The following is a 26,071-nucleotide window of genomic DNA, read 5'->3' on the forward strand; positions in this document are numbered from 1 at the left end:
GCACCCGAGTCCGGCATCCGGGCCCGGCACCCGGCGAGGGACTACAGGGACTACAGGGACTACAGGGCCACGGTCGCCGCGGGCACCACGTCGAAGCGGCGTCCGGGGTACCGCAGCCCGCTCCAGTACATGTTGGTGTGCGCGATGATGTCGGCCGCCGCCACCACGGCCCCGCGCCACTCGGCGTCGGTCGTGGTGTGCCCGTCCTCGACCAGGGTGACGTCGAAGCCCTCGGCGGCAGCGCGCTGCGCGGTCGTGCGCACGCAGTAGTCGGTCTGTGCCCCGGCGACCACCAGCCGCGAGACCCCGAGGTCGGTGAGGACCACGTGCAGGTCGGTGTCCGCGAACGAGTCGCGGTAGGTCTTCCGGACGAGCGGCTCGGACGCGTCGCGGACGAGCGGCGCGGCGAGCTGCCAGTCGTCCGTGTCGACGGGGAAGTCCTGTTCGTCCTGCACCCAGACGACGGGGACACCCTCAGCTCGCGCACGTCGGACGAGCCCGTCGACCCGGTCGACGACCTGCTGCCCGTCGAGACACGGCCGCACGACGCCCGCCTGGACGTCGATGACGAGCAGCGCGGTCGTCATCCCGCGGCGATCGGGTTCGCGTTCGCCGCGGCGGGCGTGACGTCGGCGAGCCCGAGCACGTCGAGCAGCCAGGCGAGTTCGAACGCCCGCTCCTTCCAGGAGTCGTACCGGCCGCTCACACCGCCGTGTCCGGCGGACATCTCGGTCTTGAGGAGCACGGGCGCTCCGACTTCGCGCAGCTTGGCCGTCCACTTGGCCGGCTCGACGTACAGCACGCGGGTGTCGTTGATGGACGTGACCGCGAGGATGCGCGGGTACTCCACGTCGTCACGGACGTTCTCGTACGGCGTGTACTCGCTCATGTAGCGGTAGACCTCGGGGTCGTGCAGCGGGTCACCCCACTCGTCCCACTCGATCACGGTGAGGGGCAGGTCGGGGTCGAGGATGCTGGTCAGCGCGTCGACGAAGGGCACCGCCGCGAGGATGCCGGCGAACCGTTCCGGAGCGAGGTTCGCGACCGCGCCCATGAGCAGGCCGCCCGCACTGCCGCCCTCGGCGACGAGGTGGTCGGCCGTGGTGCGACCGGAGTCGATGAGGTGCGACGCCACCGCGACGAAGTCGGTGAAGGTGTTCTTCTTCGTGAGGGTCTTGCCGTTCTCGTACCAGTGCCGGCCCATCTCACCGCCGCCGCGGACGTGCGCCACGGCGAACACGACGCCGCGGTCGAGCATCGAGAGACGCATCACGCTGAAGCCGGGGTCGATCGAGTGCTCGTACGAGCCGTAGCCGTACAGGTGCAGCGGCGCGGGCTGGTCGGCCTCGACGGCGTCGCGGCGCCAGACGAGCGAGATCGGCACGCGGGTACCGTCGTCCGCGGTCGCCCAGTCACGCTCCTGCACGTAGTCGGCGGGGTCGTATCCGCCGAGGACCGGCTGCCGCTTGAGGACCGTGACCTCGCCGGTCGCCAGGTCGAGGTCGCTCACCTCGGACGGCGTGACGAACGAGGTGAACCCGATCCGGAGCGTCGGCTGGTCCCATTCGGGGTTGCCGCCGAGGCCGGCGGAGAAGAGGGCTTCGTCGAACGGGACCTCGTGCGCGTCCCCGTAGCCGTCGCCCTCGATCGGGATGATCGCGATGCGGGGGAGTGCTTCGGACCGGTACTCGAGCGCCAGGTGTCCGGCGAAGGCGTCCACCGATTCGATGCGGCGTTCGGCGTCGTGCGCGACGACGACGCGGCGGTCCTGTTCCGAGGTCGGGTGGTCCGCGGGGACGTCGACGAGCTCGAAGTTCTCGGCACCGTCGTTGTGGAGCACCAGGAACCGGTCGCTGCCGCCGACGATGGCGTGCTCGATCTCGTACTCGACGCCGTCTCGTCGTGGCCACACGACCTGGAACTCGCCGGTCGGGTCGGCGGCGTCGAGCACGAGTGCCTCGGACGTGATCTTCGACCCGAGCTCGATGACGATGTACTGCGACGACCGCGTGACGCCGACCCCGACCCAGTAGCGGTCGTCGGGCTCCTCGAACACGAGGACGTCGTCGGTGGCGCTGCTGCCGACGGTGTGCCGCCAGATGCGGTCCGGTCGCCAGGAGTCGTCGACCGTCGGGTAGAACACGTACCGCCCGGAGGGGTCGAACGTCGCCCCGGACCCGGTGTTGGGGATCTCGTCACCGAGGTCCGTGCCGGTGGACAGGTCACGCACGTGCAGGGTGTACCGCTCGTCGCCCTCGACGTCGATGCCGTACACCAGCCGCGTGCCGTCGTCGCTGATGTCGTAGGTGCCGAGGGAGAAGAAGTCGTGGCCGTCGGCGAGGGAGTTCCCGTCGAGGACGATCTGCTCACCGGTGAGCGTCGCGGCGCCTTCCTCGACCGCCGGCGGGGTCCAGTCGTCCGGTCCCGCGATCGGCGCGCGGCAGTGCACGCCGTACTGGCTGCCCTCGGCCGTGCGCGTGAAGTACCACCAGTCGCCCATCCGGACGGGCACGGAGAGGTCGGTCTCCTGCACACGGTTCTTCACCTCGGCGAAGATCCGGTCGCGCAGGCCACCCAGGTGCGCCGTCTCGGCGTCGGTGTGGGCGTTCTCGGCCTGGAGGTAGGCCAGGGTGTCCGGCGACTCCTTGTCGCGCAGCCACTCGTAGTCGTCGACGAAGTCGATGCCGTGGTGGGTCCTCGTGACGGGCCGCTTGGCGGCGGTGGGAGGGGTGGCCTGGGTGTGCTCGCTGCTCACCACCCCACCCTATTCGCCCGCTGTCGGACGGTGGCGTGGACGCGGTCGCCGAACGCGGCGAGTTCCTCGGCGGCGGCGATCGTCACCCACGCCCGGTCCCGCCGCCGCTCGGTGACGGAACGGAGCACTCCGGCTCGACAGAGGTCGTCCGTCACCGTGTCCACCGTGCCCTGATCGCCGTGCAGGAGCGTCTCGAGCCGGTCCTCCGTGAGGACCGGGTCGTCGTCCAGCGCCCGACCGACCACGGCCAGCACACCCTCGGCGCACGGGCCGGCCGACCGCTCGACAGCGACCTCGTCGAGGAGCAGCGCGGTGAGCGTGGCCTCGTCGCAGACGGTGCCGATCGCGATCGCCACGTCGCGGACCCATTCGTCCGCGCGCCCGTCGCGGAAGCGCTCCAGGTGCCAGAAGTAGCGGTCCCGCTCGGCGACGAGTGCCGTCGCGATCGGCACCGTGACGAACCGGGTCAGCCCACGTCGACGGAGCACGGCGGCGATGAGTGCCCGGCCGATCCGCCCGTTGCCGTCCGTGAACGGGTGGATCGACTCGAACTGCGCGTGCGCGATGGCCGCCTGGGCGATCGGGTGGAGGTCGTCGCGGTGCAGGAACGCGAAGAGGTCGTCCATCAGCGCCGGGACGAGTTCCGGCGGCGGCGGGACGTACCGGGCGAGTCGCGGCGTGCACCCGCCGCCGATCCAGTTCTGGACGTCGCGGTACCGGCCGGCGTACCGGCCGTCGGTGGGATCGTCGCGCATCAGGCTGCGGTGTGCGTCGAGCACGGACGTCTCGGTGATGCGGCCGGAGCCCGCTGCGGACACGAGTCCGTCGATCGCACCGCCGGCCCGGACCATCGCCGTCGCGCTCGTGTTCGCCCGGATGCCCACGACGGCCCGTGCGACGTCTTCGAGCGTGGCGGCTTCCTCCTCGATGCGGGAGGACGCCACCGCCTCGGTCCGATCGAGCACGCCGGTGAGCGCTGTGAGACCAGCACCGTGCTGCGCATCGAGCTCGAGGAGTGCCGCGCCCGCCCGGTGGAGCAGGAGGGCCGTGTCGTCGTCCGGCGTCCAACTGGCGTCGGCGATGCGTGACGGGATCGACACACGGATCGTCGTCGTCTCACGATCCGGGCGTGGTCCCCGGACGGTGCTCCGCCAGGGGACCGTGGTCGTGGCGTGCGGCGAGGTGCGCCACGAGGTGTGCGGCGAGGTGTGCGGCGAGGTATGCGGCGAGGTGCGCCACGAGGTGTGCGACGAGGTGTGCGACGTCCGGCGTGGCATGGGTCCTCCGTGACCTGGTTCGGAAGCGTGGTGGCCGAACGCTACGAGGACCGCGGCCGCCGACGCCACCTTTCGGTATTCCGTATGCATGTCAGCGTTGTCGCCGCACCTCGCTACCGTGGTGGCATGAGCAATTCCTTCGTCGTCACGAACGCACACGTGGTCCCTGTCTCCGCCCCCGAGTTCGACGGCACCGTCGTCGTCGAGGACGGCAAGATCACCGCACTCGGCGCGGACGTCGCTCCGCCCTCCGGTCTCGAGGTGATCGACGCCGGTGGCGCGTGGCTCGTCCCCGGGTTCGTCGAGGCGCACGGCCACGTCGGCATCCACGAAGAGGCGAACGGCGAAGCCGGCAACGACACGAACGAGATGACGGGGCCGAACATGGCCGGCGTCCGGGCGATCGACGCCATCGACATCGACGACGAGGGGTTCCGCGACGCCCTCTCCGGCGGCATCACCTCCATCGTCGTGAAGCCCGGTTCCGGCAACCCGATCGGCGGCCAGAGCGTCGCGATCAAGACCTGGGGCGGCCGCACGATCGACGAGCAGCTCATCTCGGACTCCGTGAGCATCAAGAGCGCCCTCGGTGAGAACCCGAAGCGCGTCTACGGCGCGAAGGGGCAGACGCCGTCGACCCGCCTCGGCGTCGCCAAGATCATCCGCGACGCCTTCGTCGAGGCGCAGAACTACCGTGCCGCACGGGACGCCGCCGCTGCGAAGGACGAGCCGTTCGCCCGCGACCTCACGAAGGAGACGCTCGTCCGCGTGCTCGACGGCGAGCTCGTCTGGGACCAGCACACCCACCGTCACGACGACATCGCGACCGCCATCCGCCTCTCCGAGGAGTTCGGCTACCGCCTGGTCGTGAACCACGGCACCGAGGCGCACAAGATCGCGGACGTCCTGGCCGAGAAGGACATCCCGGTCATCTACGGCCCGCTGTTCACGAGCCGCTCGAAGGTCGAGCTCCGCGACCGCGGCATCCCGAACCTCGCGACGATCGCCGCCGCCGGGGTCCGCATCGCGATCACCACGGACGCACCGGTCGTGCCGATCAACATGCTCGTCGACCAGGCGACCGCCGCCGTGAAGGAGGGGCTGCCCCGGCAGACCGCCCTCGAGGCGCTCACGACGAACCCGGCCGACTTCCTCGGCTTCGGCGACCGCGTCGGCCGCCTCGCCGAGGGCTACGACGCTGACCTCGTCCTCTGGGACGGCGACCCGCTCGACGCGACCAGCCGCGCGACGCGCGTCTGGATCGACGGCGCGTCCGTCTTCGAGTGGGCCGACGGCGCCGGCGTCACCACCCCGCGCTGGTAGCGAGCACGACACGGACTGGAGGCGCAGTGCCAGCTGGCACCGCGCCTCCAGTCCGTCGTGGACCCACGCCGCATTTCGCGGTGCGCGACACCTCACGCGCGCGCCGCCCCGTGACGTGTCGCTCAGCACGAAACGCGCGCGGCGCACGCGCCGGGGGCGCCGCGCTCAGACCTCGCGCGCGAGCAGGAAGTCGTTGATCCGGGTCGTGAGCTCGGCGTCGATCGCCCGCGCGTTGCCGTTCACCGACCGGATCGGCGCCGCCTGCCGGACGCTCGACACGAGCCACGCCGCGTCGGCCCCGCGGAAGTCGTCGAGGGTGAGGAGTTCGTACGCGGTCTCGATGCCCTCCTGCTCGGCGAACCGGAAGACGTCCGCCTGCGTCGTGCCGGCGAGGATCCCGATGTCGGTGCGGGGCGTGACGAGCCGGCCACCCACCGACAGGATGAGGTTGGCGCGGGTGCCCTCGAGCACGTAGCCGTCGGTGGAGACGAACACGGCGTCGTCGGCGCCCCGACGTGCTGCCTCGCGGAGCGCCGCCATGTTCACCGCGTACGACAGCGTCTTCGAACCCTGGAGGAGCCATGGCGAGGTGCGCTCGACGTCGTGCCGGTACCCGCGGTCGAGCGTGACGACCGAGATGCCCTCGGTGCGCGCTGCCGTGGAGTCGCCGGACGGCGCCGCGTACACCCAGCCGGTCGGCCGGTCGGAGCCCTCGACGCCGCGGGTGAGCACGGTCTTGGCGAAGGCCTCGCGGACGGGGTCGAGCCGGGCGCAGACGGCCTCGATGGCCTGCCGCCACGCGTCCGGGTCGGGGGCCGGCAGGTCGAGCATCGCGGCGGAGCGGCCGAAGCGCGCGATGTGCGCCTCGAGTGCCTGCGGTCGGCCGTCGATCACCGTGATCGTCTCGAACACCCCGTCGCCGCGGGTGATGCCGAGGTCCTGCACCTGGATGTGCTCCTCGAGCGGCTTCGCCCAGGTGAAGGCGTCCGCGGCGGGGTCGTGCGGCGCGGCGTCGCGGGAGGGCTGGTTGAGGACGGCGAGCACGGTTTCGGTCATGCACCCATCCAACCGCAGGGGAGGCCGGAAGGGGCTAGCGGGCCTCGGGCAGTGCGCCCATCAGCTTCCAGACCGCCTCGGTGAGTTCCGGGTGCTGCAGCGCGATGCGACGCAGGCGGTGGTACTCCTCGCCCAACCGCGTGCCCTGCCCGGAGGCGGGGTGCATCGACCACTGGGCGCTCCGCTTGCCGATCGCGGCGTCGAGCTCGACCGCGTCGGCCCGCAGGATGAGGACGACCTGCTCGTCGACCGTGGGGAGCGTCGGCATGAAGTCCCACGGGTCCTCGCCCTGACGGCTCCGGTGCTCGACGATCATCGAGATCTCCTCGGCCGCCTCGGCGCGCAGCACTTCGAGGCTGCGCCCGGTCCTCCGGGAATCAGCCATGGTGCCCCCGCAGCCCGCCTGCCATGAAAAAAGCGTACGCCACTTCTTCGGCCAGACTGGACGCGTGCCCCCACGCGAGGAGAGCAAGTCCCAGCACCCCGCCGTGGTCGTCGTCTACCTGCTGCGCGACGACGGGTCCGGTCCGCAGGTCCTCCTCGGCGAGAAACGACGGGGCCTCGGCACGGGCCGCCTGGTCGGTCCCGGCGGCAAGCGGGAGCCGGGGGAGTCCGCGGTCGAGACCGCGGTGCGCGAGGTGCGCGAAGAGGTCGGCCTGCGGATCGAGGCTGTCGACCTGGAGGCGCGTGGCACGTTGGACTACCGGTTCCCGTACCGTCCGTCCTGGTCCCAGGTCTCGGACGTCTTCGTCTGCCGCCGCTGGCAGGGCAGCCCGTCGGGCAGTGACGAACTCGTCCCGCGGTGGATCCCGGTCGATGCCGTGCCGTACGACGCGATGTGGGACGACGCGCGGTACTGGCTGCCGGGGGTGCTCGCCGGCGGCTCGGTGCGGGCGCGGTTCACGTTCGCCGAGGACGACGCCACGGTGTCGGGCTACACCGGCACGGGCGTCGAGCCCCCGGCCGCGGCACCGTCGGACGGACGGTAGCGCCCCTCGGTGTCGAGCCGCTTCTGCAGGTGGTATGGCGTCCGGAGCACGACGGAGCGGTCCGCGACCCGGACGCCCGGTACGTGTTCCGCGAAGTACGTCTCGATCCGTGCAGCGTCGTCGATCGAGCGGAGCCAGACGGCGAGCGCGATGTCGTAGCCACCGACGACCGACGCGACGAGCCGTGACTCGCCGAGCCGCACGAGCCGTTGCACGGCGGCGGTCCGCTGCAAGGGGTCCACGTCGAGGAAGTACCAGGCGTAGACGGGCCACCCGGAGAACGGGCGGGCGATCTCGGTGCGGAGCACGACTTCGCCGGACGCCAGGACGGCGGCGAGGAGCGCCGACGCACGCGGCTGGGTGACGCCGATCTCGGCCGCCAGCGCAGTGATCGTGATCCGGGGGTCGCGTGCCAGCACGGCGCGGAGGTGCTCGACGGTGTCCGCGGGGACCGCGGGCAACCGTGCCGGAGGTGCGGGCGGTTCGAGTGCGGCGATCTCCGTCTGGTCGAGCTCGCGGAGGCGCCACTTCCGGGCGTCCGCAAGTGTGGCCGTCGCGATGTGGGTCCGGAGCCCGCGGATCTCGGGCAGGGTGCCCATCCGGTCGAGCACGAACCGGGCCAGGTCGTCGCGGCCCTCGCACACGATCGTGAGGAGGAGGTCCCGGCCGCCGGTGGTGACGTCGATCGTGAGGACCTCCGGGTCACCGGTGAGTTCCTCGACGATCCTCATCGTCTCGGACGGCGGGCACTGCACCTCGACGAGCGCGGTCGTCACCGCGGGCGTCGCGCGGTACACGGCGATCCACGCGGTGCCCTGCTCCTGCAGCCGTGCCCACCGTCGGGCAACGGTCACGGCATCGCTCCCGAGGGCCGTCGCGATCGCCGACCAGGGCGCCCGTGGCTGGATCTGCAGTGCGTGCAGGAGCCGACGCTCGCCGATCGTGAGCGAATGATCCTGCATTTCAGCCCTTCCTAACGGGGAGATCCTGCGTTGTGACGCGGCGGAAACACGTCAATCGTACGTTGCGGTCATCGCTCCACGGACCCGTCCCCGTCGCCGATCTCCCGATCAGGAGGAACTCCAATTGACCGACACCACCACCCCCGCTCCAGCCGAGAGCACCCGGCCCGCACCGGCGTCGCACGCCGCACCGCACCAGGTCCACGCGCCCCGCCGCCAGCGCGTCTGGGTCGTGCTCGTCCTGCTGCTCGTCGTCGCCTCGCTCGCACAGGTCGTCGGTCCTGCCGTGATCCCGATCGGCATCGCGAGCATCACCGTCCTGCCGATGGTCTGGGGACTGCTGGTCGGCGGTGTGGTGTCGTCGCAGCGCGTCCGGCCGCTCTCGGTCGACCTGCAGCGTGCGGCGAGCGCCGTGATGGGCATCGCCGTGCTCGTGCTCATCGCGCGGCTCTCGGTCACGATCGGTCCGAACGTCGGACTGCTCGTCGAGGCCGGGCCCGCGCTGCTCCTGCAGGAGGTCGGGCACCTGTTCGGGACGATCGTCCTGGCGCTCCCGCTCGCCGTCCTGCTGCGGATGGGCCGAGCGACGATCGGTGCGACCTTCTCGATCGACCGCGAGGGGTCGTTCGCGATGGTGAGCGAGCGCTTCGGACCCGATTCGGACGAGTACCGCGGCACGCTCTCGATGTACGTGTTCGGCACTCTGCTCGGTGCGGTCGTCATCACCCTCGTCGCGTCCTTCGCCACGTCGCTCGGCGTGTTCGACCCGCTGGCGCTGGCGATGGGTGCCGGGGTCGGTTCGGGGTCGATGATGGCGGCCGCCGTGGCCGCGGTCGTGGCCGAGCACCCGGGCATGCAGGACCAGGTGCTGGCGCTCGCGGCGACGTCGAATCTCATCACCGGGCTGCTCGGGATGTACGTCGGCATGTACGTGGCACTGCCGCTCGCGCAGAAGTTCTACGAGAAGCTGACGCGGCGCGCAACGACGGCGGCGGCGGCGACCGCACCGGCACCCGCCGCGGCAGTACCCGCACCCGCCTTCGCCGCACCGGCTCCCGTCGACGCAACCGAGGCCGCTCGGCCGCTACCCGTCCCGCTCCTGGTCTCGATCCCTGCGCTCCTCGTCGTCGGCACCGTGGTGTCGTCGATCGCCGCCGGCGGGTTCTCGTGGCGCGTCCCCGCCGGCTACGCCCTGATGTCCGTCCTCGTCCTCATCGGCCTCGCCGTGTACCGGCTGACCCGAGGCAAGGTCGCGAGCCTCATCGTCGTGACGACGCTCGGAGCCCTGGCGACCAGCCCGATCTCGCCGATCGGCAGTTGGCTCGTCGAGGTGATCGACGCCGTCGACTTCCTCTCGATCTGCACCGTCGTGCTGACGGTCGCCGGGCTCACCCTCGGCAAGGACCTGCCGAAGCTGCGCTCGATCGGCTGGAAGATCGTGCCCGTCGGGCTGGTCGCCATCATCACCTCGTACCTGCTCTCGGTCGTCGTCGCCGAGTTCGCCCTCGGCCTCTGGAACTGAAGCCACCGACACCACTGCCCGCACCATCGGAGGAAGCACCATGACCGACACCACTACCGCCCTCACCCCCGCCACCCGCACCACAGCTGACGTCGCTGACCTCACCGCCCGCGTCGAGTCGGTCGTCCGCACTCGCACCCATCGGCTCCTCGAGATCAGCCATGCGATCCACGCCGACCCCGAGACGGCGTTCGAGGAGCACCGTGCCGCCGAACTGCTCGCGACCGAGGCCGAGCGGGCCGGCTTCGCGGTCGAACGCGGCGCGTACGGTCTGCCGACCGCGTTCGAGGCGGTCGCCGGCACCGGCCCGTTCCGGGTGGTGGTCTGCGCCGAGTACGACGCCCTGCCCGGCATCGGCCACGCTTGCGGCCACAACGTCATCGCGACCGCCGGACTCGGCGCGGCCCTGGCGCTCGCCGAGGTCGCCGACGAGGCCGGACTGACCGTGGTCCTGCTCGGGACCCCGGCGGAGGAGCACGGCGGCGGGAAGGCGATCCTGCTCGAGCGGGGCGCGTGGGAGGGCGCGACGATCTCCCTCATGGCGCACGGCACCGCCGCCGCCGAGGACCTCGCTTGCGCCCTTGTCGGCACCCAGGCGGTGGACCGCTTCGACGTCACCTTCACCGGCCGTGTGGCGCACGCTGCCGCGGCACCCCACCGCGCCGTCAACGCGGGGGACGCCGCAACCCTCGCGCTGACCGCGATCGGGCTGCTCCGCCAGCAGCTCGCCGACGGCATCCGGGTGGCCGCGTACGTCGAGCACGGCGGCGACGCGACCAACATCGTCCCCGGGATGACACTCGTCCGCGCCGAGGTGCGGGCGCGCGACCTCGACGTGATGCTCGACGCGAAGCGGCGGGTGCTCGCCTGCTTCGAGGGTGCGGCGATCGCCACGGGCTGCACCTGGACGGACGAGCGCGCCGAGCCGCGGTACGACGAGCTCCGCCAGGACCCGGTGCTCGCAGCGCTGTGGGACGAGGCGCTGCGCGGTCTCGGCCGGACGGTCGCCGGCGGTGCTGAGCAGACCGGTGGGTCGACCGACATGGGGAACGTGTCCCAGGTGGTGCCGTCGATCCACCCGATGATCGCGCTGCTCGGCGCCGTGGGAGTCCCGCACACGCCGACCTTCGCCGCCGACGCGGGCGGTCCGACCGGGGACGTCGCCGCGATCGACGCCGCGATCGGTCTCGCCCGGACGGTCGTGGCCGCGGCAACGGGGCCGGCAGCAGACAGACTGCTCGAGGCCGCTCGGACGCGCGCGCCGGGAGCGACGACGATCGCCCGCGGCGATGTCTGACCTGCTGACGACGGAGCACCCCGGTCCCGAGGTTCGAGTCCGCACCGCGGCTCCGGCCTCCGTCCACGTGTCGGTGTTCGACCTCTTCTCGGTCGGCATCGGCCCGTCGAGCTCGCACACCGTCGGGCCGATGCGCGCCGCGGCCCGCTTCCGCGAGGCGCTCGGCGACCGCCTCATCGACGTCACGCGCTGGACGTGCGCGTTGCACGGTTCGCTCGCGGCGACCGGCATCGGGCACGGCACGCCCGACGCCGTGCTCGCGGGATTGGGCGGCGCCGACCCCGAGATTTGCGACCCTGATGCGGTGCGGGGCACCTGGGCGGCGATGACCGCGCCGGGGCAGGACCGCGCGCACCCGGTCCCCGTGCCCGGTGGAGTCGTCCCGTTCCACCGCGCGGACATGACGTTCGAGCCGTTCGCCCGTCACCACGGTCACCCGAACGCGATGACGCTCGGCGCGGAGGGCACGGACGGCGTCCTCCTCACCCAGACGTGGCTGTCCGTCGGCGGCGGTTTCGTGGTCCTCGCGGGCGGCCTGGAGGCGCGGGTCGACTCCGCGGACCGCGCACCCACCGGGACGGTCGCCACCTCGAGCCCCTACCGGTCCGGGCAGGAACTCGTCGCCTCCGCCTCCGGCCGCAGCATCGCGGCGGTCGCCCGCGACCACGAACGGCTCACCCGCAGCGACGACGCCATCGACGCCGGACTCGACCGGATCGCCGGCACCATGCACGCCTGCATCGACAAGGGCCTGGGGCAGCGGGGCACGTTGCCGGGTCGGCTCGGCGTGCGCCGCCGGGCTGCCGACGCCGCTGCACACCTCGTGGCGTGCGGGACGGAGGCGTCGTCCACCGAGTGGATCGCCGTCTACGCGCTCGCCGTGAACGAGGAGAACGCCGCGGGCGGCCGGATCGTCACGGCGCCGACGAACGGCGCCGCGGGTGTGTTGCCCGCAGTGCTCCGGCACCTCACGACGAGCCTCGGACTCGAGGGGCCGGCGGTGCGGGACTTCCTGCTCACCGCGACGGCGATCGGCTCGCTCATCAAGGCCGGCGCGTCGATCTCCGGTGCCGAGGCCGGGTGTCAGGGCGAAGTGGGCTCGGCTTGTGCGATGGCGGCGGCTGGCGCCACGGCCGTTCTCGGCGGCACGCCGGACCAGGTCGAGAACGCCGCGGAGATCGCGCTCGAGCACCACCTCGGCCTGACGTGCGACCCGGTGGGCGGGCTCGTGCAGATCCCGTGCATCGAGCGGAACGCGGTCGCGGCGACGACGGCCCTCACGGCTGCACGGATCGCGCTGATGGGGGATGGGCGGCACGTCGTGAGCCTCGACACCGTGATCGAGACGATGCGGCAGACGGGCGACGACATGTCCGCGCGGTACAAGGAGACGAGCGAGGGCGGCCTCGCCGTCAACGTCGTCGAGTGCTAGCGGTTCTGGGTGCGGGTGCTGCCCGTGCGGGCCTCTTCGGCGGCGGCGATGACCTCGGCGTCACCGCTCCGGCCGCCGAGCGGACGCACGAAGAAGTCGATGATGCCGACCACGATCGCGGCGATCACGGCGAACATCGCCCAGCCGACGAACAGGCCGGCGACGTTCCGGCCGTCGGCGGGGGCGAGGACCACGCTCGCGACGTAGAACCCGACCGCCAGCACGAGGAACACGACGACGACGGTGACGAGGGCGCGGTGCCAGGTGATCCGGGGGTTCATGGCCCCCACGATACCCGTCGCGTCCGGCTCACCGGTCCGCGTGCCGACCGTGCGGAGCGTCGCCGGAGGCTTCCGGTCGGGCTCCGTCCGAGCGGGCGGGTGCATCGCCGCGAGCCGACGGGTCGGACCGGCCAGGGGCCCGAGGAGTCTCCGTGCGCGGGACGGGACGGGTGCGTGGTCCGGTCCCCGCGCCTCCCGGCTGCCGCGTCGGGGTGCCGCGGTCCCCGCTCCGGACCACGGGGATGCGTCCGGTCGTGGTGGTGGCCGTCTCGAGGCCGTCGCGTCCGCCCATGAAGACGTCGCCCCCGACGCGCTCGTCCTCCCAGTCGCCGTCGCGCAGCACGGTCAGCGTGCCGGTCTCGGTCGAGATGAGGCCGTGTCGTTCGAGCTCGGCGTCGCGCTGCTCGCCGAGGAACTCGCGGTTCGCGGTCTGGGCGTCCTGGAACATCGTGGTCCGGCCGGTGACGATGGCGCGGATGCGGCGGTGCTCCCACCACATCTTGCCGAAGTACATGAGCACGAGGCCGGCGGCGGCGTAGCAGGCCATCGTGATGAGGCCGCGGGCCGGGCCGGGACCGACGCCGTAGACCTGGTGCTTGATCATGTCGACCATGCTCGAGCCGACGACGACGTGGTTGAGCCACGCGAACGGCTCGGGCATGAACCACTTCGGGTACGCGCCACCGGACGACGGCATCGACAGGAAGACGAAGCAGATCATCGCGGGAGCGGCGATGAACCGGCCGACGAAGTAGCTCAGACCGTTGACGGCGAGGCCGATCGCCACGATCCAGCCCCAGGCGATGAGCACGAGCTGGATCCAGTGCCCGTGAATCGCGCCGAGGACGGGACCGGCGAGCGTGTTCGTGATGAGGGAGATGACCAGACCGCCGACCACGATGACCGCCATGCGGGTGCGGTGCCGGAGGGGGCCGCCCATGATGCCGATGAACATCGCGACCATGTAGCCGCCGATGCACCACGCGAGCATGACGTACATCGCGACGGTGCCGTACTCGTCCCACGCGGGCAGAGGTGCGAGCTCGGTGACGGTCGGCGCAGCCACGCCGATCCCGGTGAGGACGGTGCTCAGCGTCGCGGGGACGAGCGAGGCGACCTGGAACTGGTGCGCGCTCGCCTTGAACAGCTCGTTCGTGCTCGGGTCGTACGCCACGGCCATCGTGCCGGTGAGGACGTCGTGCTTCGCGGTGGCGAGGGAGTCGTAGAGGTGGAAGACGTACTCGCCCGGCAGCGCCTTCTGCACCGCGGTGACGAAGGTCGGGTCGCTGCCGACGAGCGCGATCGGCACGTCGTGCGGGTGCGGGGAGTGGAACGCGAAGACGTAGCAGAGGCAGAAGCCGACGATGAAGAACAGCGGCATCCAGAGCTGCAGGCCGATGAGCTGCAGCGACGGGTGCAGCGTGCCGTACCAGCTGCGGTAGCGACTGATCCGCTGCGGTGCCGGAGCGGGCGCCTGGCGGGTGCGGGAGCCGCTGCCGCTGCGGGCCGGCCGGGTCCCGGCGACGGGTGCGCCCCGACGGGGCTTCGATCCGCCGCGGGTGGACGGGCGGGTGGTGCGCTTCGGAGCGGGGTTCTGCCGCGGCCCCCCGTCACGATCCGGGAGGTCGTTGTTCCTGGGGACGTCGTTCCGCGGCGTGCTCACTCGGCGATGCGCTCCTGTTCTTGGTCGAAGCGTCAGGATACGCCCGGTGCGCTGCGCTGCGCGGCGCCTGCGTCAGGACCGGCTGCGCGACGCCTGGGCCGAGTCCATCGCGAGCTCCTCGGCGTCGAGCGTCACGAGCACGCGGCGCATGACCTCTTCGTCGAGGTTCCCCTTCTCGCGCTCCTCGAGCACGATCTCGCGACGACGGTCGAGCAGCTCCCGCCGGATGTCCTGGATCTGCGACCCCCGCAGACGGACCGGGGTGTTGCGCTCCTCGACCTCTTCCTCTTCGGCGTCGCGGCGGAAGGTCTCCGCCTGTCGCTCGAGACGCGCCTTGAGCCGGTTGACGACCGAGTTCACGGCCTCGTCACCGAACTGCTTCGACCAGTCCGGACGGCGCTTCTCGAGTAGCTCGATCGCCGCCTCGGTGGTGCGCTGGTTGAGGCGCATCTCGCTGCGGACGTCCTCGTCGTCCTCCGCCGGGTCCTGCACCTTGAGGGCGCGGATGACGAACGGCAGGGTGAGCCCCTGCAGCAGGAGCGTGCCGACCGTGACGATGAACGCGATGATGAAGATGGTGTCCTGCGCGGGGATCTCCGTCGGGCTCGCGACGACGGACACCGCGGCGGCGAGGGTGACCACGCCGCGCATGCCGGTCCACGAGATGACGGTGAGCTCCCGCCAGTTGAGCTTCGGTTCCGCCGTCCCGCGCAGCCAGCGCAGCGACGGATGACCGCGGGAGATCCGGATGCGGAGGGGCCGCAGCCATCGACCGTTGAAGCGGTTGCGGACGTACGACTCGAAGACGAACAGCGGCCGGACGAGGATGACGACGACGAGCACCACCCCGGCGGCGGTGAGCGTCTGCGCGAGACTGCGCTCGCTCTCGATGAGGTCGTGCACGACGGTGTTGAGCTGCAGGCCGATGAGGGCGAAGACGAACCCCTCGAGGATGACGTCGATGCTCGTCCACAGCGGCCGCTCCTGCAGGCGGGTGGCGTAGCCCTCCTTCGGCGAGTTGTAGCCGATGTAGAGGCCGGCGGTGACGACCGCGATGACGCCGGAGCCGGAGAGGTGCTCGGCGAGGATGTACGCGACGAACGGCAGCAGGATGCTCATGATCGTCTCGACCACCGGGTCGTTGATGCGCATCCGGATCCAGTGCACGAGCACCCCGAGGACGCCGCCGACGACGAGTCCGACGCCGATCGCGAGCCCGAAGATCCCGAGGTCCTGCCAGATGGTCAGCGACGTCCCCGCGATGATGAGCGTGAACACCCGCACCAGGGTCAGCGACGCCGCGTCGTTGATGAGGCTCTCACCGGACAGGACCGTCATCACCCGGCGGGGGAGTCCGAGCTTCCGGCCGATCGCGGCCGCGGACACGGCGTCCGGCGGAGCGACGATCGCGCCGAGGAGGATCGCGGCGGGGAGCGTCATGTCCGGGATCAGGAAGTACGCGACCGCACCGACGACGAGCGCCGTGACGATGACGAGGAAGATGCCGAGACGGCGGATCTGCTTGATCGACCCCCGGAAGCTCTGCCACGACACGTCGAGCGCCGCGGAGTAGAGCAGCGGCGGCAGGATCACGGTGAGGATCACCTCGGAGTCGATCTCCATCGGCGGCAGCCCCGGCAGGAACGACGCGGCCAGCGCGACGGCCGTCACGAGCAGGGGAGCGGGCAGTCCCCAGGCCCGGGCGAAGCCCGTCACCGTGAGCGATCCGACCAGCAGGATGAGGAGCTCGACGGTGTCCATGCCGTCCATTCTCCCAGAGGCATGGGACCGGATCTGTACGGTCGCGCAGGGCGCCCCGCAGGACGGCTGGACACGAGGTTGCGCGCAGGGTTTGCCCTCCGGCCGTCTGACTGGAACACTGGCCCGCGGTGGACATCACACTCATAGTCGTCCTGGTCATCGCGTTGGCCCTCTTCTTCGACTTCACAAACGGTTTTCACGACACCGCCAACGCGATGGCGACACCGATCGCAACCGGTGCGATGAAGCCCAAGGTGGCCGTCACGGTCGCCGCGGTGCTCAACCTCGTCGGTGCGTTCCTCAGTACGGCCGTCGCGACGTCGATCTCGCACGGCCTCATCAACGAGGGACCCGGTGGCGTCGCGATCAGCCCCGAGATGATCTTCGCGGGACTCATCGGGGCGGTGGTCTGGAACATGATCACGTGGCTCCGCGGGCTGCCGTCGTCGTCCTCGCACGCGCTGTTCGGCGGACTGATCGGTGCCGCGATCGTCGGTGCCGGGTTCAACGCGGTGAACTACGGGGCCCTCCTGACCGTCGTGATCATCCCGGCGTTCCTGTCGCCCGTGATCGCCGCGCTGGTGTCCTTCCTGTCGACACGCATCGCGTACCGGATCACCCGGCGCCCGGTCTTCCCGAACGAACGCGGCGGCTTCCGCATCGGCCAGGTCTTCACCAGCTCGATGGTGTCGCTCGCACACGGCACGAACGACGCGCAGAAGACGATGGGTGTCATCACGCTGACCCTCATCGCCTCGGGTGCGCAGTCGTCGAACGAGGGCGTGCAGTTCTGGGTCATCGTCGCCTGTGCCCTCGCGATCGCGCTCGGCACCTACACCGGCGGCTGGCGCATCATCCGCACCCTCGGGTCGGGCATCACCGAGATCCGCGCCACGCAGGGCTTCGCGGCCGAGGCGTCCACCGCCGCCACGATCCTCGCGTCGAGCCACCTCGGCTTCGCGCTGTCGACCACGCAGGTGTCCTCCGGCTCGATCATCGGTGCCGGGCTCGGTCGCCGTGGTTCGAAGATCCAGTGGTCGACCGCGGGCAAGATCGTCATCGCCTGGTTCATCACGCTCCCGGCCTCGGCCGCCGTCGGCGCCGTCGCGTCGGGCATCGCCCGCTTCGGCATCGTCGGGCTCGTGATCGACGCGGTGGTCGGTGCCGTCGTCATCCTCGGCCTGTACCTCTGGTCGCAGCGCAAGCCGCACGAGCAGGCGGCCGCCATCGAGGTCGACGTCGCCGCGAACGCCGTGTTCACCCGCAAGGAGCTGCGCGACCTGCAGCGCAAGAAGCGCGCGGAGACGGTCGCCGCCCGCCGCGCCGAGCTGAGCCGTGAGCGCACGCTGCGTCGGATGGCCGGACGCAAGGGAGGCCGTCGCTGATGGGCATCGGTTCTGACTCTCGCTGCTTCGCATTCTTGACGGATGGAGTCGCCTGATGGGCATCGACTGGTTCGCCTTCTTGACCGTGGCCATCGTGTCGCTCGTCGGCGCGGTGTTCGTCGTCACCGTCTACTCGATCGGCCTCCGCCTCTGGAGCGCCGCCGACACCCGTGCGGGCAAGTACACCGTGAAGGACGACGGCACGGTCGGCCCGGCCACGAGCGGTTTCCCGCTGCCCGGGAACACGCCGCCCGGCGTCCGCGGCTTCCGGGCCCTGGCGATCGTCTTCTTCGCGATCTCCGCGGCCGCCGTGCTCTACGGCATCTACCTGATCGTCCCGCAGTTCCACTGACGGTGCGCGCCCGGGGCGCGACCCGATGCGGGCCTGGAGGCGCGGTGCCAGCTGGCACCGCGCCTCCAGGCCGTCGGGGTCCAGTCCACCGCGCGCCCCGCTCCGGACGACGCGCGCTCCGGACCCGGGAACCGACCGGCCGGACGGGCTAGCCTCGTGGCGTGACCGGCAACGAAGCAGCACAGGCCCCTGACCGCGCGCAGACCCGCACCGAGACCGATTCCCTGGGATCGCGGGAGGTCCCGGTCGACGCCTACTGGGGCATCAACACCCTCCGGGCGCTCGAGAACTTCCCGATCACCTCGGTGCCGATCGCGGTGTACCCGGACCTCATCGAGGCGCTCGCCACCGTCAAGCAGGCCGCGGCCCGGGCGAACAAGGAGATCGGGGTGCTCGACGCCGAGCGCGCCGACGCCATCGACCGCGCCGCGCAGGAGGTCCGCGACGGAGGCCTCCGTGACCAGTTCGTCGTCGACGTCGTCCAGGGCGGTGCGGGGACGAGCACGAACATGAACACGAACGAGGTCCTGGCGAACCGGGCACTCGAGCTCCTCGGCCACGAGCGGGGCGACTACGGGTACCTGCACCCGATCGACCACGTGAACCGCAGCCAGTCGACGAACGACACCTACCCGACGAGCGTGAAGCTGGCGATGATCCTCGGCGTGCAGCGCCTGATCGGCGAGCTCGAGCTGCTGTCGGGGGCCTTCGCCGAGCGGGGCCGGGCGTTCCAGGACGTCCTGAAGGTCGGCCGCACGCAGCTGCAGGACGCCGTGCCGATGACCCTCGGGCAGGAGTTCACCGGGTTCGCGCACACCATCCAGGAGGACGTCCTCCTGCTCCGCACGGTGATGCCCCTGCTGGCGGAGACGAACCTCGGTGCGACGGCGATCGGCACCGGCATCACGGCTGACCCCCAGTACCGCGAAGAGGTCCGGCGGCAGCTGCAGATCGCCAGCGGGCTCGCCATCGTGACGGCGCCGGACCTCATCGAGGCGACGAGCGACGCCGGCGCGTTCATGACCCTGTCCGGCACCGTGAAGCGGAGCGCGGCGAAGCTCTCGAAGATCTGCAACGACCTGCGGCTGCTCTCGTCGGGGCCGCAGGCGGGACTCGGCGAGATCACCCTCCCGGCACGGCAGGCCGGGTCGTCGATCATGCCGGGCAAGGTGAACCCGGTGATCCCCGAGGTCGTCAACCAGATCGCGTTCGCCGTCGCCGGTGCGGACACGACGGTGACGATGGCGGCGGAGGGCGGGCAGCTCCAGCTCAACGCCTTCGAGCCGATCATCGCGCACTCCATCCTGCAGTCGCTGCAGTGGATGGCCCGCGGTTGTGCGACGCTCCGGGAGCACTGCATCACCGGCATCGAGGCGAACGAGGCGAAGCTCGCGGCCCAGGTCGACACGAACGTCGGCGTCGTCACGGCCCTGACGCCGTACATCGGCTACGCGGCCGCGGCGTCCATCGCGCACACGGCGCTGACGACCTCGACGCCGATCGCGACGCTCGTCACCGCGGCGGGGCTCATGGAGGCTGACCAGGTGCAGCGGGTGCTCAGCCCGGCGCGACTGTCGGGGATCGAGCTCGCGACCGGGGCGATCCCGGTCGTGACCGAGGAGATGCTGGACGAGGCCGCGCGCGAGCGCTGACGCGCGGCCGCGGGCGCGGGCGCTGCCGCGCGGGCGCGGTCGCTCACGCGCGGCCGCGGGCCCGCTCAGCCGATGGTGGGCTCGCCCGCCCGGACCTGCTGCGACATGTCGCGCAGGTGCTCCTCCGTCGGCGTCGGCGGCTCGCCCTGCTCCTCGGCGCGCTGGGTGGCAGCGATGCGGACGTGGTGCGCAGCCGCGATGTCCTGGTCCCGCCAGCGTGCGAGCGTGAAGTTCCGGGTGACGTCGCGGAGCGGCAGCCGGATCGACTCGTCGGCCTCGATGCCGGCGAGGAGCTGCCGCATGCGGATCACCTCGGAGTCGAGCTCACCGCCGACGACGAGCACGAAGTTCGAGATGTACAGGTAGACGAGCAGCAGGATCGCACCGCCGAGCCACCCGTACGCCTTGTTGCCGCCGCCGATGGTCTCGACGTAGAGCGCGAAGCCGAGCGTCGCCAACGCCCAGGTCACGATGGCGAAGCCGGCGCCCGCGGACACCCAGCGGAGCTGCGGCGTCTTCACGTTCGGCGTCGCGTAGTACAGCGTCGCGACCATCACCACGAGGTCCACCGCCAGGACCGGCCACTTCACGACGTTCCAGACGTCGTCGATCCACGGCGCCCAGCCGAGCTGCCGGATCACCGCGGCGGAGATCGTCGGCGTGCCGAGCAGGATGACGATCGCGATGGCGCCGCCGACCATCACGAGCAGCGTGACGAGGAGCATCATGCTGCGGAACTTCCAGATCCGCCGGCCCTCCTCGACCTCGTACGCGGTGTTCATCGCCCGCCCGAACGCCGTCGCGTACCCGGACAGCGACCACAGCGTCAGGACGAGCCCGATCGAGAAGCCGAGCCACGGGTTGTCGAGCGTCAGCAGCTGCCGGAGCGGTCCCTCGAGGTGCTGCGCGGTCTCGGGTCGCACGATGAACCCGAGCACCTCGATGATGTCCGACAGGCTGTCGCCCCGCCGGTCCACGATCGACAGGGCGGAGACGACGGTGAGCGCGGTCGGGAAGACGGTGAGGAGCGCGAAGAACGTCAACGACGCGGCCGCGTCGACGACGCGGTGCCGGATGACCGAGTGGTAGGTGCGCCGGACGACGGCGCGGACTCCCGTCCGCTGGAGGTCGCGCGATGCGCTGTCCGGCATGCGTTGTACCGTACCCGACACGTGACGGCCTGGAGGCGCGTGGCGGCGCCGCCACGCGCCTCCAGGCCGCCCATCGGTCACGTCTCGTGCCCCGCCCCCTTCCGCAAAACGCAACCGTGACGGTTGCCCGCAGGGGAATGTCGCTGCGGGCAGTCGTCGAGGTTGCGTCTTGCGGGGGTGAGGGCGGCGGGGCCGTCAGTTCGCGTGCGGGTGCAGGGCGTCGTACCGGCGGAAGGACGGCACGAGGCGGAGGAGCAGCGCGACGAGGGCGATGATGAGCACGCCGCCGATGATCGGCGGGTACGCGATGCCCGCCGCGACGACGAGCCCCGCGTAGAGGTCGCCGAGCCTCGGACCGCCGGTGACCACGACGATGAAGATGCCCTGCAGGCGTCCGCGCATCCCGTCCGGCGACGCCGCCTGCAGGATCGTGTTCCGGAACACCGAGCTGACGTTGTCGGCGCCGCCGGCGGCGGCGAGGAACAGCGCCGAGAGGCCGAGCGCCGGCAGGATGCCCACCGAGAACGACTCACCGGAGCGGCCGCCGAGCACGGGCGCCAGCGCGATGACCACGCCGAACGCGGCGATCGCCCCGCCGTACGCGGTGATGGCCCAGCCGACGGCCTCGCCCTGCCGCCGGACGTGTCCCAGCGGACCGGAGAAGACGCTCGAGAGCAGCGCCCCGATCGCGTAGGCGGCGGTGAGCGTGCCGACGGTGATGGACCCGCCACCGATCACGAGGGCGCCGATCGCGGGGAACAGGACGCGGGGCTGCCCGAACGTCATCGCGACGATGTCGAGCACGAACGTCATCGTGATGTTCTTCGACCTCCGCAGGAACCGCGCGCCCTCGACGAGCGAGCCGAGCCCGGGACGGAGGGCCCCGTGGTCGGCGGCCATCCGCGGCAGCGTGAACACCCCGAGGAAGGCGAACGTGAAGAGCACCACGTCGATCGTGTAGGTCGGTGCGAACCCGACGGTCGCGATGAGCACGCCCGCGACCGCCGGCCCGACGGTGACCTGGAAGCCGGAGGCGATCCCGCCCAGGGCGCTCGCCGCGGGCAGCAGGTCGGTGCCGACCAGGCGCGGCACGATCGCCGAGCGGGAGGCGTTGCTGACGGTCGCGGCCACCGCGTTCACCGTCGCCAGCACGTAGAGCAGCACGACGCTGTGCAGCCCGAGCCACGAGTGCGTGGCGATCAGCGCGACCGCCACCCAGGCGATGATCGACGAGACGAGCGCCACGGTGCGCCGGTCGAAGGCGTCCGCGAGCATGCCGCCGTACAGCCCGGCGACGATCATCGGCAGCAGCGCGATGACGCCGACGAGCGCCACGGCGAAGGTCGAGTGCGTGATCTCGTAGACCTCGAGGCCGACCGCGACGGTGGTCATCTGCGTGCCGATCCCGGCGATGGCGGTGCCGGCCCACAGCCGGGCGAAGGCGGGGGAGCGGCGGAGCGGGGTGAGGTCCGCGAGGAGCCGTCGTCGGCGCTCGTCGGTCGGTGTGGATGATGTCACGGTGGAACCATTCTGGGGCCTGTGCACCGGGTCCGTACCCGCTGCGCGGTGGAGTCGCGCTCTCTGGTTGACTTGCGGGCATGACTGACCTGAACAGCAAGCCCGAGTTCGACGCCCCCGAGGGCCCGGCCCCCACCGAGCTCGTCATCACCGACATCGTCGAGGGTGACGGCGACGTCGCGAGCGCCGGATCGACCGTCAAGGTCCACTACGCCGGCGTCGAGTACGAGACCGGCGAGGAGTTCGACAGCTCGTGGAACCGCGGCGAGCCGATCGACTTCCCGCTCGCGGCGCTCGTGCGCGGCTGGCAGGAGGGCATCCCCGGCATGCAGGTCGGCGGTCGCCGGAAGCTCGTCGTCCCGCCGGAGCTCGCCTACGGCCCGGCCGGTGGCGGCCACTTCCTCTCCGGCAAGACCCTCATCTTCGTGATCGACCTGCTCGGGGTCCGCTGATGCAGGTCGGAGCCCCGACGATCGAGCTGAACGACGGCCACCGCTTCCAGGAGCTCGGCCTCGGCACCTACGGTCTCAACGGCGACGAAGGCGCAGCGGCGATCGGCACCGCGATCGCCGGCGGCTACCGGCTGCTCGACACGGCGCTCAACTACGGCAACGAGGACGCCGTCGGCCAGGCCGTCCGCGCGTCCGACGTGGCGCGTGAGGACCTCGTCGTCACGTCGAAGCTGCCCGGCCGCCACCACGGCTACGACGAGGCGCACCGGTCGATCGACGAGACCCTCGGGAACCTCGGCCTGGACAGCGTCGACCTGTACCTCATCCACTGGCCGAACCCGTCGGTGGACAAGTTCGTCGACACCTGGAAGGCGTTCGTCGACCTCCGTGACAGCGGCAAGGTCCGCTCGATCGGCGTCTCGAACTTCACGCCGGAGCACCTGCGCCGCATCGTCGACGCCACCGGTGTCGCACCGGCCGTGAACCAGGTCGAGCTGCACCCGTACTTCCCGCAGGCGGAACTGCGGAAGGTGCACCAGGAACTCGGCATCGTCACCGAGAGCTGGAGCCCGCTGGCGACGGGTTCGGACCTCCTCACCGAGCAGCCGATCGCCGACGCCGCGGCCGCCCACGGGGTCACCCCCGGCCAGGTCGTGCTCCGCTGGCACGTCCAGATCGGTGCCGTCCCGGTGCCGAAGTCCGGCGACGCGACGCGGCAGCGCGAGAACCTCGACGTGTTCGGCTTCGAGCTGACCGACGACGAGGTGGCGGCCATCTCCGCCCTCGAGCGCGGCCGGCTCTGGGACGGCGACCCGGACACGCACGAAGAGATGTGACACCGCCGCTGCGCAGCGCGTCCGCGCTGCGCAGCGGTACTCGTCGGCGGGGTGGTGGGACTACACTGGGTTCCCCTCTTCCCGAAGGGTTGTGTGTGTCCGAACCGACCGAGATCGACCGCGAGCGCGGCTACGTGGACGGGCTGTTCGCCCGTCTCGACGAGCTCACCGCCGAGGCCGAGCAACGCCTCGCCGAGACCCGCCGTCAGGCCGTCGGCGGCAACCACCAGAGCCGCAGTGAGCGCGACGCCTTCGCGCGGCTCTACGAGGACACCATCGCCACGCTCGACCGCGTCGGCGACCGACTGGTCTTCGGCCGGCTCGAGGTGTCCGAGCCCGACAGTGCCGAGGACGCCTTCCGCTACATCGGCCGTGTCGGCCTGCGCGACGCCGACCACCGCCCGCTCCTGCTCGACTGGCGCGTCCCCGGTGCCAGCGCGTTCTACCAGGCGACCGCCGCGCACCCGATGGGCATGCGCGCCCGACGGCACCTGACGCTCGAGGGCCGCAGCGTCGTCGGCGTCGAGGACGAGGTCTTCGACGCCACCCTCTACGACGACGAGCGCACCCACCTGCAGGGCGAGGGCGCGCTCCTCGCCGCCGTCACCGCCGAGCGCACCGGCCGGATGACCGACATCGTCGCCACCATCCAGGGCGAGCAGGACCGGATCATCCGCTCCCCGCTCGAGGGCGTCCTCATCGTGCAGGGCGGCCCCGGCACCGGCAAGACCGCCGTGGCGCTGCACCGTGCCGCGTACCTGCTCTACTCGTACCGCGAGCGGCTCCGCGGCTCGGGCGTGCTCGTGGTCGGCCCGTCGCCGGCGTTCCTCACCTACATCGAGCAGGTCCTGCCGTCGCTCGGTGAGACCGGCGTCGTGATGGCGTCCCTCGGCTCGCTCTACCCGGGCGTGCACGCCCGGAAGCACGACCGCCGCGACGTCGCCGCGGTGAAGGGCTCGGCCGAGATGGCCCAGCTGCTCCGCCGGGCCGTGCGGTCGCGCCAGGTCGTGCCGACCGAGTCCGTGACGCTCGACGTCGAGGGCGAGCGGCTCGTCGTCCCACCGGGGCTCGTCGCCGACGCCATGAAGCGCGCGCAGGACCGCGGCAAGCCGCACAACGCCGCCCGGGTCACGTTCAACAAGATCGCGCTCGACTCGATGACCCGTCTGCTCGCCGACCAGCTCCGCGAGCGCGGGACCACGGTGGACGAAGCCGACGAGAAGGTCCTGCGCGAGGACATCCGGTCGTCGTACGACGCCCGGATCCTGCTCAACACCGCGTGGCTCCCGCTGCCGCCGGAGAAGCTCCTCGAGGACCTCTACGCCCGGCCGAACTGGCTCGCCTCGCTCACCCCGCACTGGACACCCGAACGCCGTGCGCTGCTCGAGCGTGCCCGCGGTGCGGAGACCACCGTCGAGGACGTCCCACTCCTCGACGAGGCCGCCGAACTCCTCGGCCCGTTCGACCCCACCGGCGGCGCGGCGAAGCGTGCGGCCAAGGCCAGCCGCAACCGCGACATCGAGAACGCCCGACAGGCCATCGAGAACATGGGCGTCGAGGGCATCGTCACGGCCGAGCAGGTCGCCGGGTCCTTCGCCGAGGGCGGGGACGCGCGCACGACCGCCGAGCGCGCCGCCGAGGACCGCGAGTGGACCTACGGGCACATCGTCGTCGACGAGGCGCAGGAGCTCTCGCCGATGCAGTGGCATGTGCTCGCCCGCCGCAACCCGCTCCGGTCGTTCACGATCGTCGGCGACATGGCGCAGGGCTCCTCGCCCGGTGCCGCGCGCACCTGGGACGACGTCATCGGAGCGCTCGCCCGCCGCCGTCGTGGCCGCGCGCCGCAGGTGCCGCTCGAGCACCGCGTCGAGCAGCTCACGGTGAACTACCGCACCCCGCGGTCGATCGTCGAGGCCGCCGGGGCGTTCGCCGACGCGGCGGGGCTCACGGTCACCCGGAACGAGGCCGTCCGCGACGGCGACCCCGTCGAGCGCCTCAGCGTGGCGCGTGGCGACGTGTTCGACACCGTCGCACGGGTCGTCGACGCCGAGCGCGACCGGATCGGCAGCGGGACCATCGGCGTCATCGTGCCGGAGGCCGACGTCGACACGGTCCGGCAGCGACTCGCCCGGACCGAGGCCGACGTGCGGTCCCTCGGTTCGCCGCGGCCCGGGTCCGTCACCGTGCTGACGGGCGCGGACGCGAAGGGCCTCGAGTTCGACGGCGTGCTGCTCGTCGACCCGGAACGGGTCGGGGCGGACGCGGCACGCGCTGCGGCCGCGGTCTACGTCGCGATGACGCGGCCGACGCGTCGCCTGACGGTCATCGACGTGGCCTGATACGCGGGCAGGTGAGCGCAGGCAGGTGAGCGTGCGCACCGGGCGGACGGGAGGCGCGGGGCGGCGCC

Annotated in this window: 22 protein-coding genes; 11 read left to right on the plus strand and 11 right to left on the minus strand. The window is 71.6% G+C overall.

The window, feature by feature from the left end:
- Positions 1 to 59: 59 nt before the first annotated feature.
- Genes DEJ28_RS05820 through DEJ28_RS05830 form a run of 3 tightly spaced genes read right to left on the minus strand, consistent with a single transcriptional unit; the run spans position 60 to position 3,855 of the window.
- On the minus strand, positions 60 to 587 hold the full coding sequence (locus DEJ28_RS05820; RefSeq protein WP_111115686.1) for an isochorismatase family protein: 528 nt from the start codon (positions 585 to 587) through the stop codon (positions 60 to 62).
- The gene (locus DEJ28_RS05825; RefSeq protein ID WP_111115701.1) at positions 584 to 2,755 is read right to left on the minus strand and encodes a S9 family peptidase; all 2,172 of its coding nucleotides are present in this window, start codon (positions 2,753 to 2,755) and stop codon (positions 584 to 586) included. Before DEJ28_RS05825 ends, DEJ28_RS05820 begins: the two co-directional genes overlap by 4 nt.
- Positions 2,752 to 3,855, minus strand: coding sequence for a Fic family protein (locus DEJ28_RS05830; RefSeq protein WP_181433716.1), 1,104 nt, complete (start codon positions 3,853 to 3,855; stop codon positions 2,752 to 2,754). The genes DEJ28_RS05825 and DEJ28_RS05830 overlap by 4 nt, the downstream gene beginning before the upstream one ends.
- A 303-nt stretch (positions 3,856 to 4,158) precedes the next feature.
- On the opposite strand from DEJ28_RS05830, the gene DEJ28_RS05835 reads away from it, so the two are divergent.
- Positions 4,159 to 5,355 (plus strand): amidohydrolase, encoded by a 1,197-nt coding sequence (locus tag DEJ28_RS05835; protein WP_111115684.1) that lies wholly within the window; start codon positions 4,159 to 4,161, stop codon positions 5,353 to 5,355.
- Positions 5,356 to 5,520: 165 nt separating this feature from the next.
- Here DEJ28_RS05835 and DEJ28_RS05840 read toward each other — a convergent pair whose 3' ends face one another.
- Positions 5,521 to 6,411, minus strand: coding sequence for an aminodeoxychorismate lyase (locus DEJ28_RS05840; RefSeq protein WP_111115683.1), 891 nt, complete (start codon positions 6,409 to 6,411; stop codon positions 5,521 to 5,523).
- Positions 6,412 to 6,445: 34 nt separating this feature from the next.
- A complete protein-coding gene (locus DEJ28_RS05845) occupies positions 6,446 to 6,796 on the minus strand; it encodes a tryptophan synthase subunit alpha (RefSeq protein WP_111115682.1) in 351 nt (116 codons plus the stop codon).
- Positions 6,797 to 6,860: 64 nt separating this feature from the next.
- On the opposite strand from DEJ28_RS05845, the gene DEJ28_RS05850 reads away from it, so the two are divergent.
- Positions 6,861 to 7,400, plus strand: coding sequence for an 8-oxo-dGTP diphosphatase (locus DEJ28_RS05850; protein ID WP_181433715.1), 540 nt, complete (start codon positions 6,861 to 6,863; stop codon positions 7,398 to 7,400).
- Here DEJ28_RS05850 and DEJ28_RS05855 read toward each other — a convergent pair.
- Entirely contained in the window at positions 7,346 to 8,362 is a 1,017-nt protein-coding gene (locus DEJ28_RS05855; RefSeq protein WP_111115680.1) for an Lrp/AsnC family transcriptional regulator, read from the minus strand. The genes DEJ28_RS05850 and DEJ28_RS05855 overlap by 55 nt on opposite strands.
- 124 nt (positions 8,363 to 8,486) lie before the next feature.
- Here DEJ28_RS05855 and DEJ28_RS05860 point away from each other — a divergent pair, with 124 nt between their 5' ends.
- From DEJ28_RS05860 to DEJ28_RS05870, 3 genes are read left to right on the plus strand one after another with little or no spacing between them, the layout of a single operon-like run.
- Positions 8,487 to 9,884, plus strand: a complete 1,398-nt coding sequence (locus DEJ28_RS05860; RefSeq protein WP_111115679.1) for a DUF3100 domain-containing protein — start codon at positions 8,487 to 8,489, stop codon at positions 9,882 to 9,884.
- Positions 9,885 to 9,924: 40 nt separating this feature from the next.
- Positions 9,925 to 11,181, plus strand: coding sequence for a M20 family metallopeptidase (locus DEJ28_RS05865; protein WP_111115678.1), 1,257 nt, complete (start codon positions 9,925 to 9,927; stop codon positions 11,179 to 11,181).
- Entirely contained in the window at positions 11,174 to 12,613 is a 1,440-nt protein-coding gene (locus tag DEJ28_RS05870; RefSeq protein ID WP_111115677.1) for an L-serine ammonia-lyase, read from the plus strand. Before DEJ28_RS05865 ends, DEJ28_RS05870 begins: the two co-directional genes overlap by 8 nt.
- Here the strand turns inward: DEJ28_RS05870 and DEJ28_RS05875 are convergent.
- The 3 genes from DEJ28_RS05875 to DEJ28_RS05885 all read right to left on the minus strand — a co-directional run bounded on the left by DEJ28_RS05875 (position 12,610) and on the right by DEJ28_RS05885 (position 16,318).
- Entirely contained in the window at positions 12,610 to 12,894 is a 285-nt protein-coding gene (locus DEJ28_RS05875; RefSeq protein ID WP_146248854.1) for a hypothetical protein, read from the minus strand. The genes DEJ28_RS05870 and DEJ28_RS05875 overlap by 4 nt on opposite strands.
- 28 nt (positions 12,895 to 12,922) lie before the next feature.
- Positions 12,923 to 14,557 (minus strand): ABC transporter permease, encoded by a 1,635-nt coding sequence (locus DEJ28_RS05880; protein WP_111115675.1) that lies wholly within the window; start codon positions 14,555 to 14,557, stop codon positions 12,923 to 12,925.
- Between the two features lie 72 nt (positions 14,558 to 14,629).
- Positions 14,630 to 16,318 (minus strand): cation:proton antiporter, encoded by a 1,689-nt coding sequence (locus DEJ28_RS05885; protein ID WP_111115674.1) that lies wholly within the window; start codon positions 16,316 to 16,318, stop codon positions 14,630 to 14,632.
- 128 nt (positions 16,319 to 16,446) lie between these two features.
- On the opposite strand from DEJ28_RS05885, the gene DEJ28_RS05890 reads away from it, so the two are divergent.
- From DEJ28_RS05890 to DEJ28_RS05900, 3 genes are all read left to right on the plus strand, one after another.
- Complete coding sequence (locus DEJ28_RS05890) at positions 16,447 to 17,703, plus strand: inorganic phosphate transporter (RefSeq protein ID WP_258368066.1); 1,257 nt, start codon at positions 16,447 to 16,449, stop codon at positions 17,701 to 17,703.
- Between the two features lie 55 nt (positions 17,704 to 17,758).
- Complete coding sequence (locus DEJ28_RS05895; protein WP_111115672.1) at positions 17,759 to 18,055, plus strand: hypothetical protein; 297 nt, start codon at positions 17,759 to 17,761, stop codon at positions 18,053 to 18,055.
- Between the two features lie 161 nt (positions 18,056 to 18,216).
- Positions 18,217 to 19,707, plus strand: coding sequence for an aspartate ammonia-lyase (locus tag DEJ28_RS05900; protein ID WP_111115671.1), 1,491 nt, complete (start codon positions 18,217 to 18,219; stop codon positions 19,705 to 19,707).
- A gap of 65 nt (positions 19,708 to 19,772) precedes the next feature.
- Here DEJ28_RS05900 and DEJ28_RS05905 read toward each other — a convergent pair whose 3' ends face one another.
- Both DEJ28_RS05905 and DEJ28_RS05910 read right to left on the minus strand, forming a co-directional pair.
- Positions 19,773 to 20,858: a YihY/virulence factor BrkB family protein gene (locus DEJ28_RS05905; RefSeq protein ID WP_111115670.1), complete on the minus strand. Its 1,086-nt coding sequence runs from the start codon at positions 20,856 to 20,858 to the stop codon at positions 19,773 to 19,775.
- A 195-nt stretch (positions 20,859 to 21,053) separates the two neighbouring features.
- A complete protein-coding gene (locus DEJ28_RS05910) occupies positions 21,054 to 22,376 on the minus strand; it encodes an MFS transporter (protein ID WP_111115669.1) in 1,323 nt (440 codons plus the stop codon).
- A gap of 80 nt (positions 22,377 to 22,456) precedes the next feature.
- On the opposite strand from DEJ28_RS05910, the gene DEJ28_RS05915 reads away from it, so the two are divergent.
- From DEJ28_RS05915 to DEJ28_RS05925, 3 genes are all read left to right on the plus strand, one after another.
- Positions 22,457 to 22,828 (plus strand): FKBP-type peptidyl-prolyl cis-trans isomerase, encoded by a 372-nt coding sequence (locus DEJ28_RS05915; protein ID WP_181433714.1) that lies wholly within the window; start codon positions 22,457 to 22,459, stop codon positions 22,826 to 22,828.
- Positions 22,828 to 23,664, plus strand: coding sequence for an aldo/keto reductase (locus DEJ28_RS05920; RefSeq protein ID WP_111115668.1), 837 nt, complete (start codon positions 22,828 to 22,830; stop codon positions 23,662 to 23,664). The genes DEJ28_RS05915 and DEJ28_RS05920 overlap by 1 nt, the downstream gene beginning before the upstream one ends.
- 95 nt (positions 23,665 to 23,759) lie before the next feature.
- Positions 23,760 to 26,003 (plus strand): HelD family protein, encoded by a 2,244-nt coding sequence (locus DEJ28_RS05925; protein ID WP_181433713.1) that lies wholly within the window; start codon positions 23,760 to 23,762, stop codon positions 26,001 to 26,003.
- Positions 26,004 to 26,071: the final 68 nt, after the last annotated feature.

Source organism: Curtobacterium sp. MCPF17_002 (assembly GCF_003234115.2).
Taxonomy (GTDB): domain Bacteria; phylum Actinomycetota; class Actinomycetes; order Actinomycetales; family Microbacteriaceae; genus Curtobacterium.

What these genes read in the sequence shown, in the direction of transcription:
- DEJ28_RS05865 (WP_111115678.1), top strand. Translation starts at nt 9,925, where the DNA reads ATGACCGACACCACTACCGCCCTCACCCCCGCCACCCGCACCACAGCT.
- DEJ28_RS05875 (WP_146248854.1), bottom strand. Translation starts at nt 12,894, where the DNA reads ATGAACCCCCGGATCACCTGGCACCGCGCCCTCGTCACCGTCGTCGTC.
- DEJ28_RS05915 (WP_181433714.1), top strand. Translation starts at nt 22,457, where the DNA reads ATGACTGACCTGAACAGCAAGCCCGAGTTCGACGCCCCCGAGGGCCCG.
- DEJ28_RS05920 (WP_111115668.1), top strand. Translation starts at nt 22,828, where the DNA reads ATGCAGGTCGGAGCCCCGACGATCGAGCTGAACGACGGCCACCGCTTC.
- DEJ28_RS05895 (WP_111115672.1), top strand. Translation starts at nt 17,759, where the DNA reads ATGGGCATCGACTGGTTCGCCTTCTTGACCGTGGCCATCGTGTCGCTC.
- DEJ28_RS05905 (WP_111115670.1), bottom strand. Translation starts at nt 20,858, where the DNA reads ATGCCGGACAGCGCATCGCGCGACCTCCAGCGGACGGGAGTCCGCGCC.
- DEJ28_RS05820 (WP_111115686.1), bottom strand. Translation starts at nt 587, where the DNA reads ATGACGACCGCGCTGCTCGTCATCGACGTCCAGGCGGGCGTCGTGCGG.
- DEJ28_RS05855 (WP_111115680.1), bottom strand. Translation starts at nt 8,362, where the DNA reads ATGCAGGATCATTCGCTCACGATCGGCGAGCGTCGGCTCCTGCACGCA.
- DEJ28_RS05885 (WP_111115674.1), bottom strand. Translation starts at nt 16,318, where the DNA reads ATGGACACCGTCGAGCTCCTCATCCTGCTGGTCGGATCGCTCACGGTG.
- DEJ28_RS05845 (WP_111115682.1), bottom strand. Translation starts at nt 6,796, where the DNA reads ATGGCTGATTCCCGGAGGACCGGGCGCAGCCTCGAAGTGCTGCGCGCC.
- DEJ28_RS05840 (WP_111115683.1), bottom strand. Translation starts at nt 6,411, where the DNA reads ATGACCGAAACCGTGCTCGCCGTCCTCAACCAGCCCTCCCGCGACGCC.
- DEJ28_RS05835 (WP_111115684.1), top strand. Translation starts at nt 4,159, where the DNA reads ATGAGCAATTCCTTCGTCGTCACGAACGCACACGTGGTCCCTGTCTCC.
- DEJ28_RS05870 (WP_111115677.1), top strand. Translation starts at nt 11,174, where the DNA reads ATGTCTGACCTGCTGACGACGGAGCACCCCGGTCCCGAGGTTCGAGTC.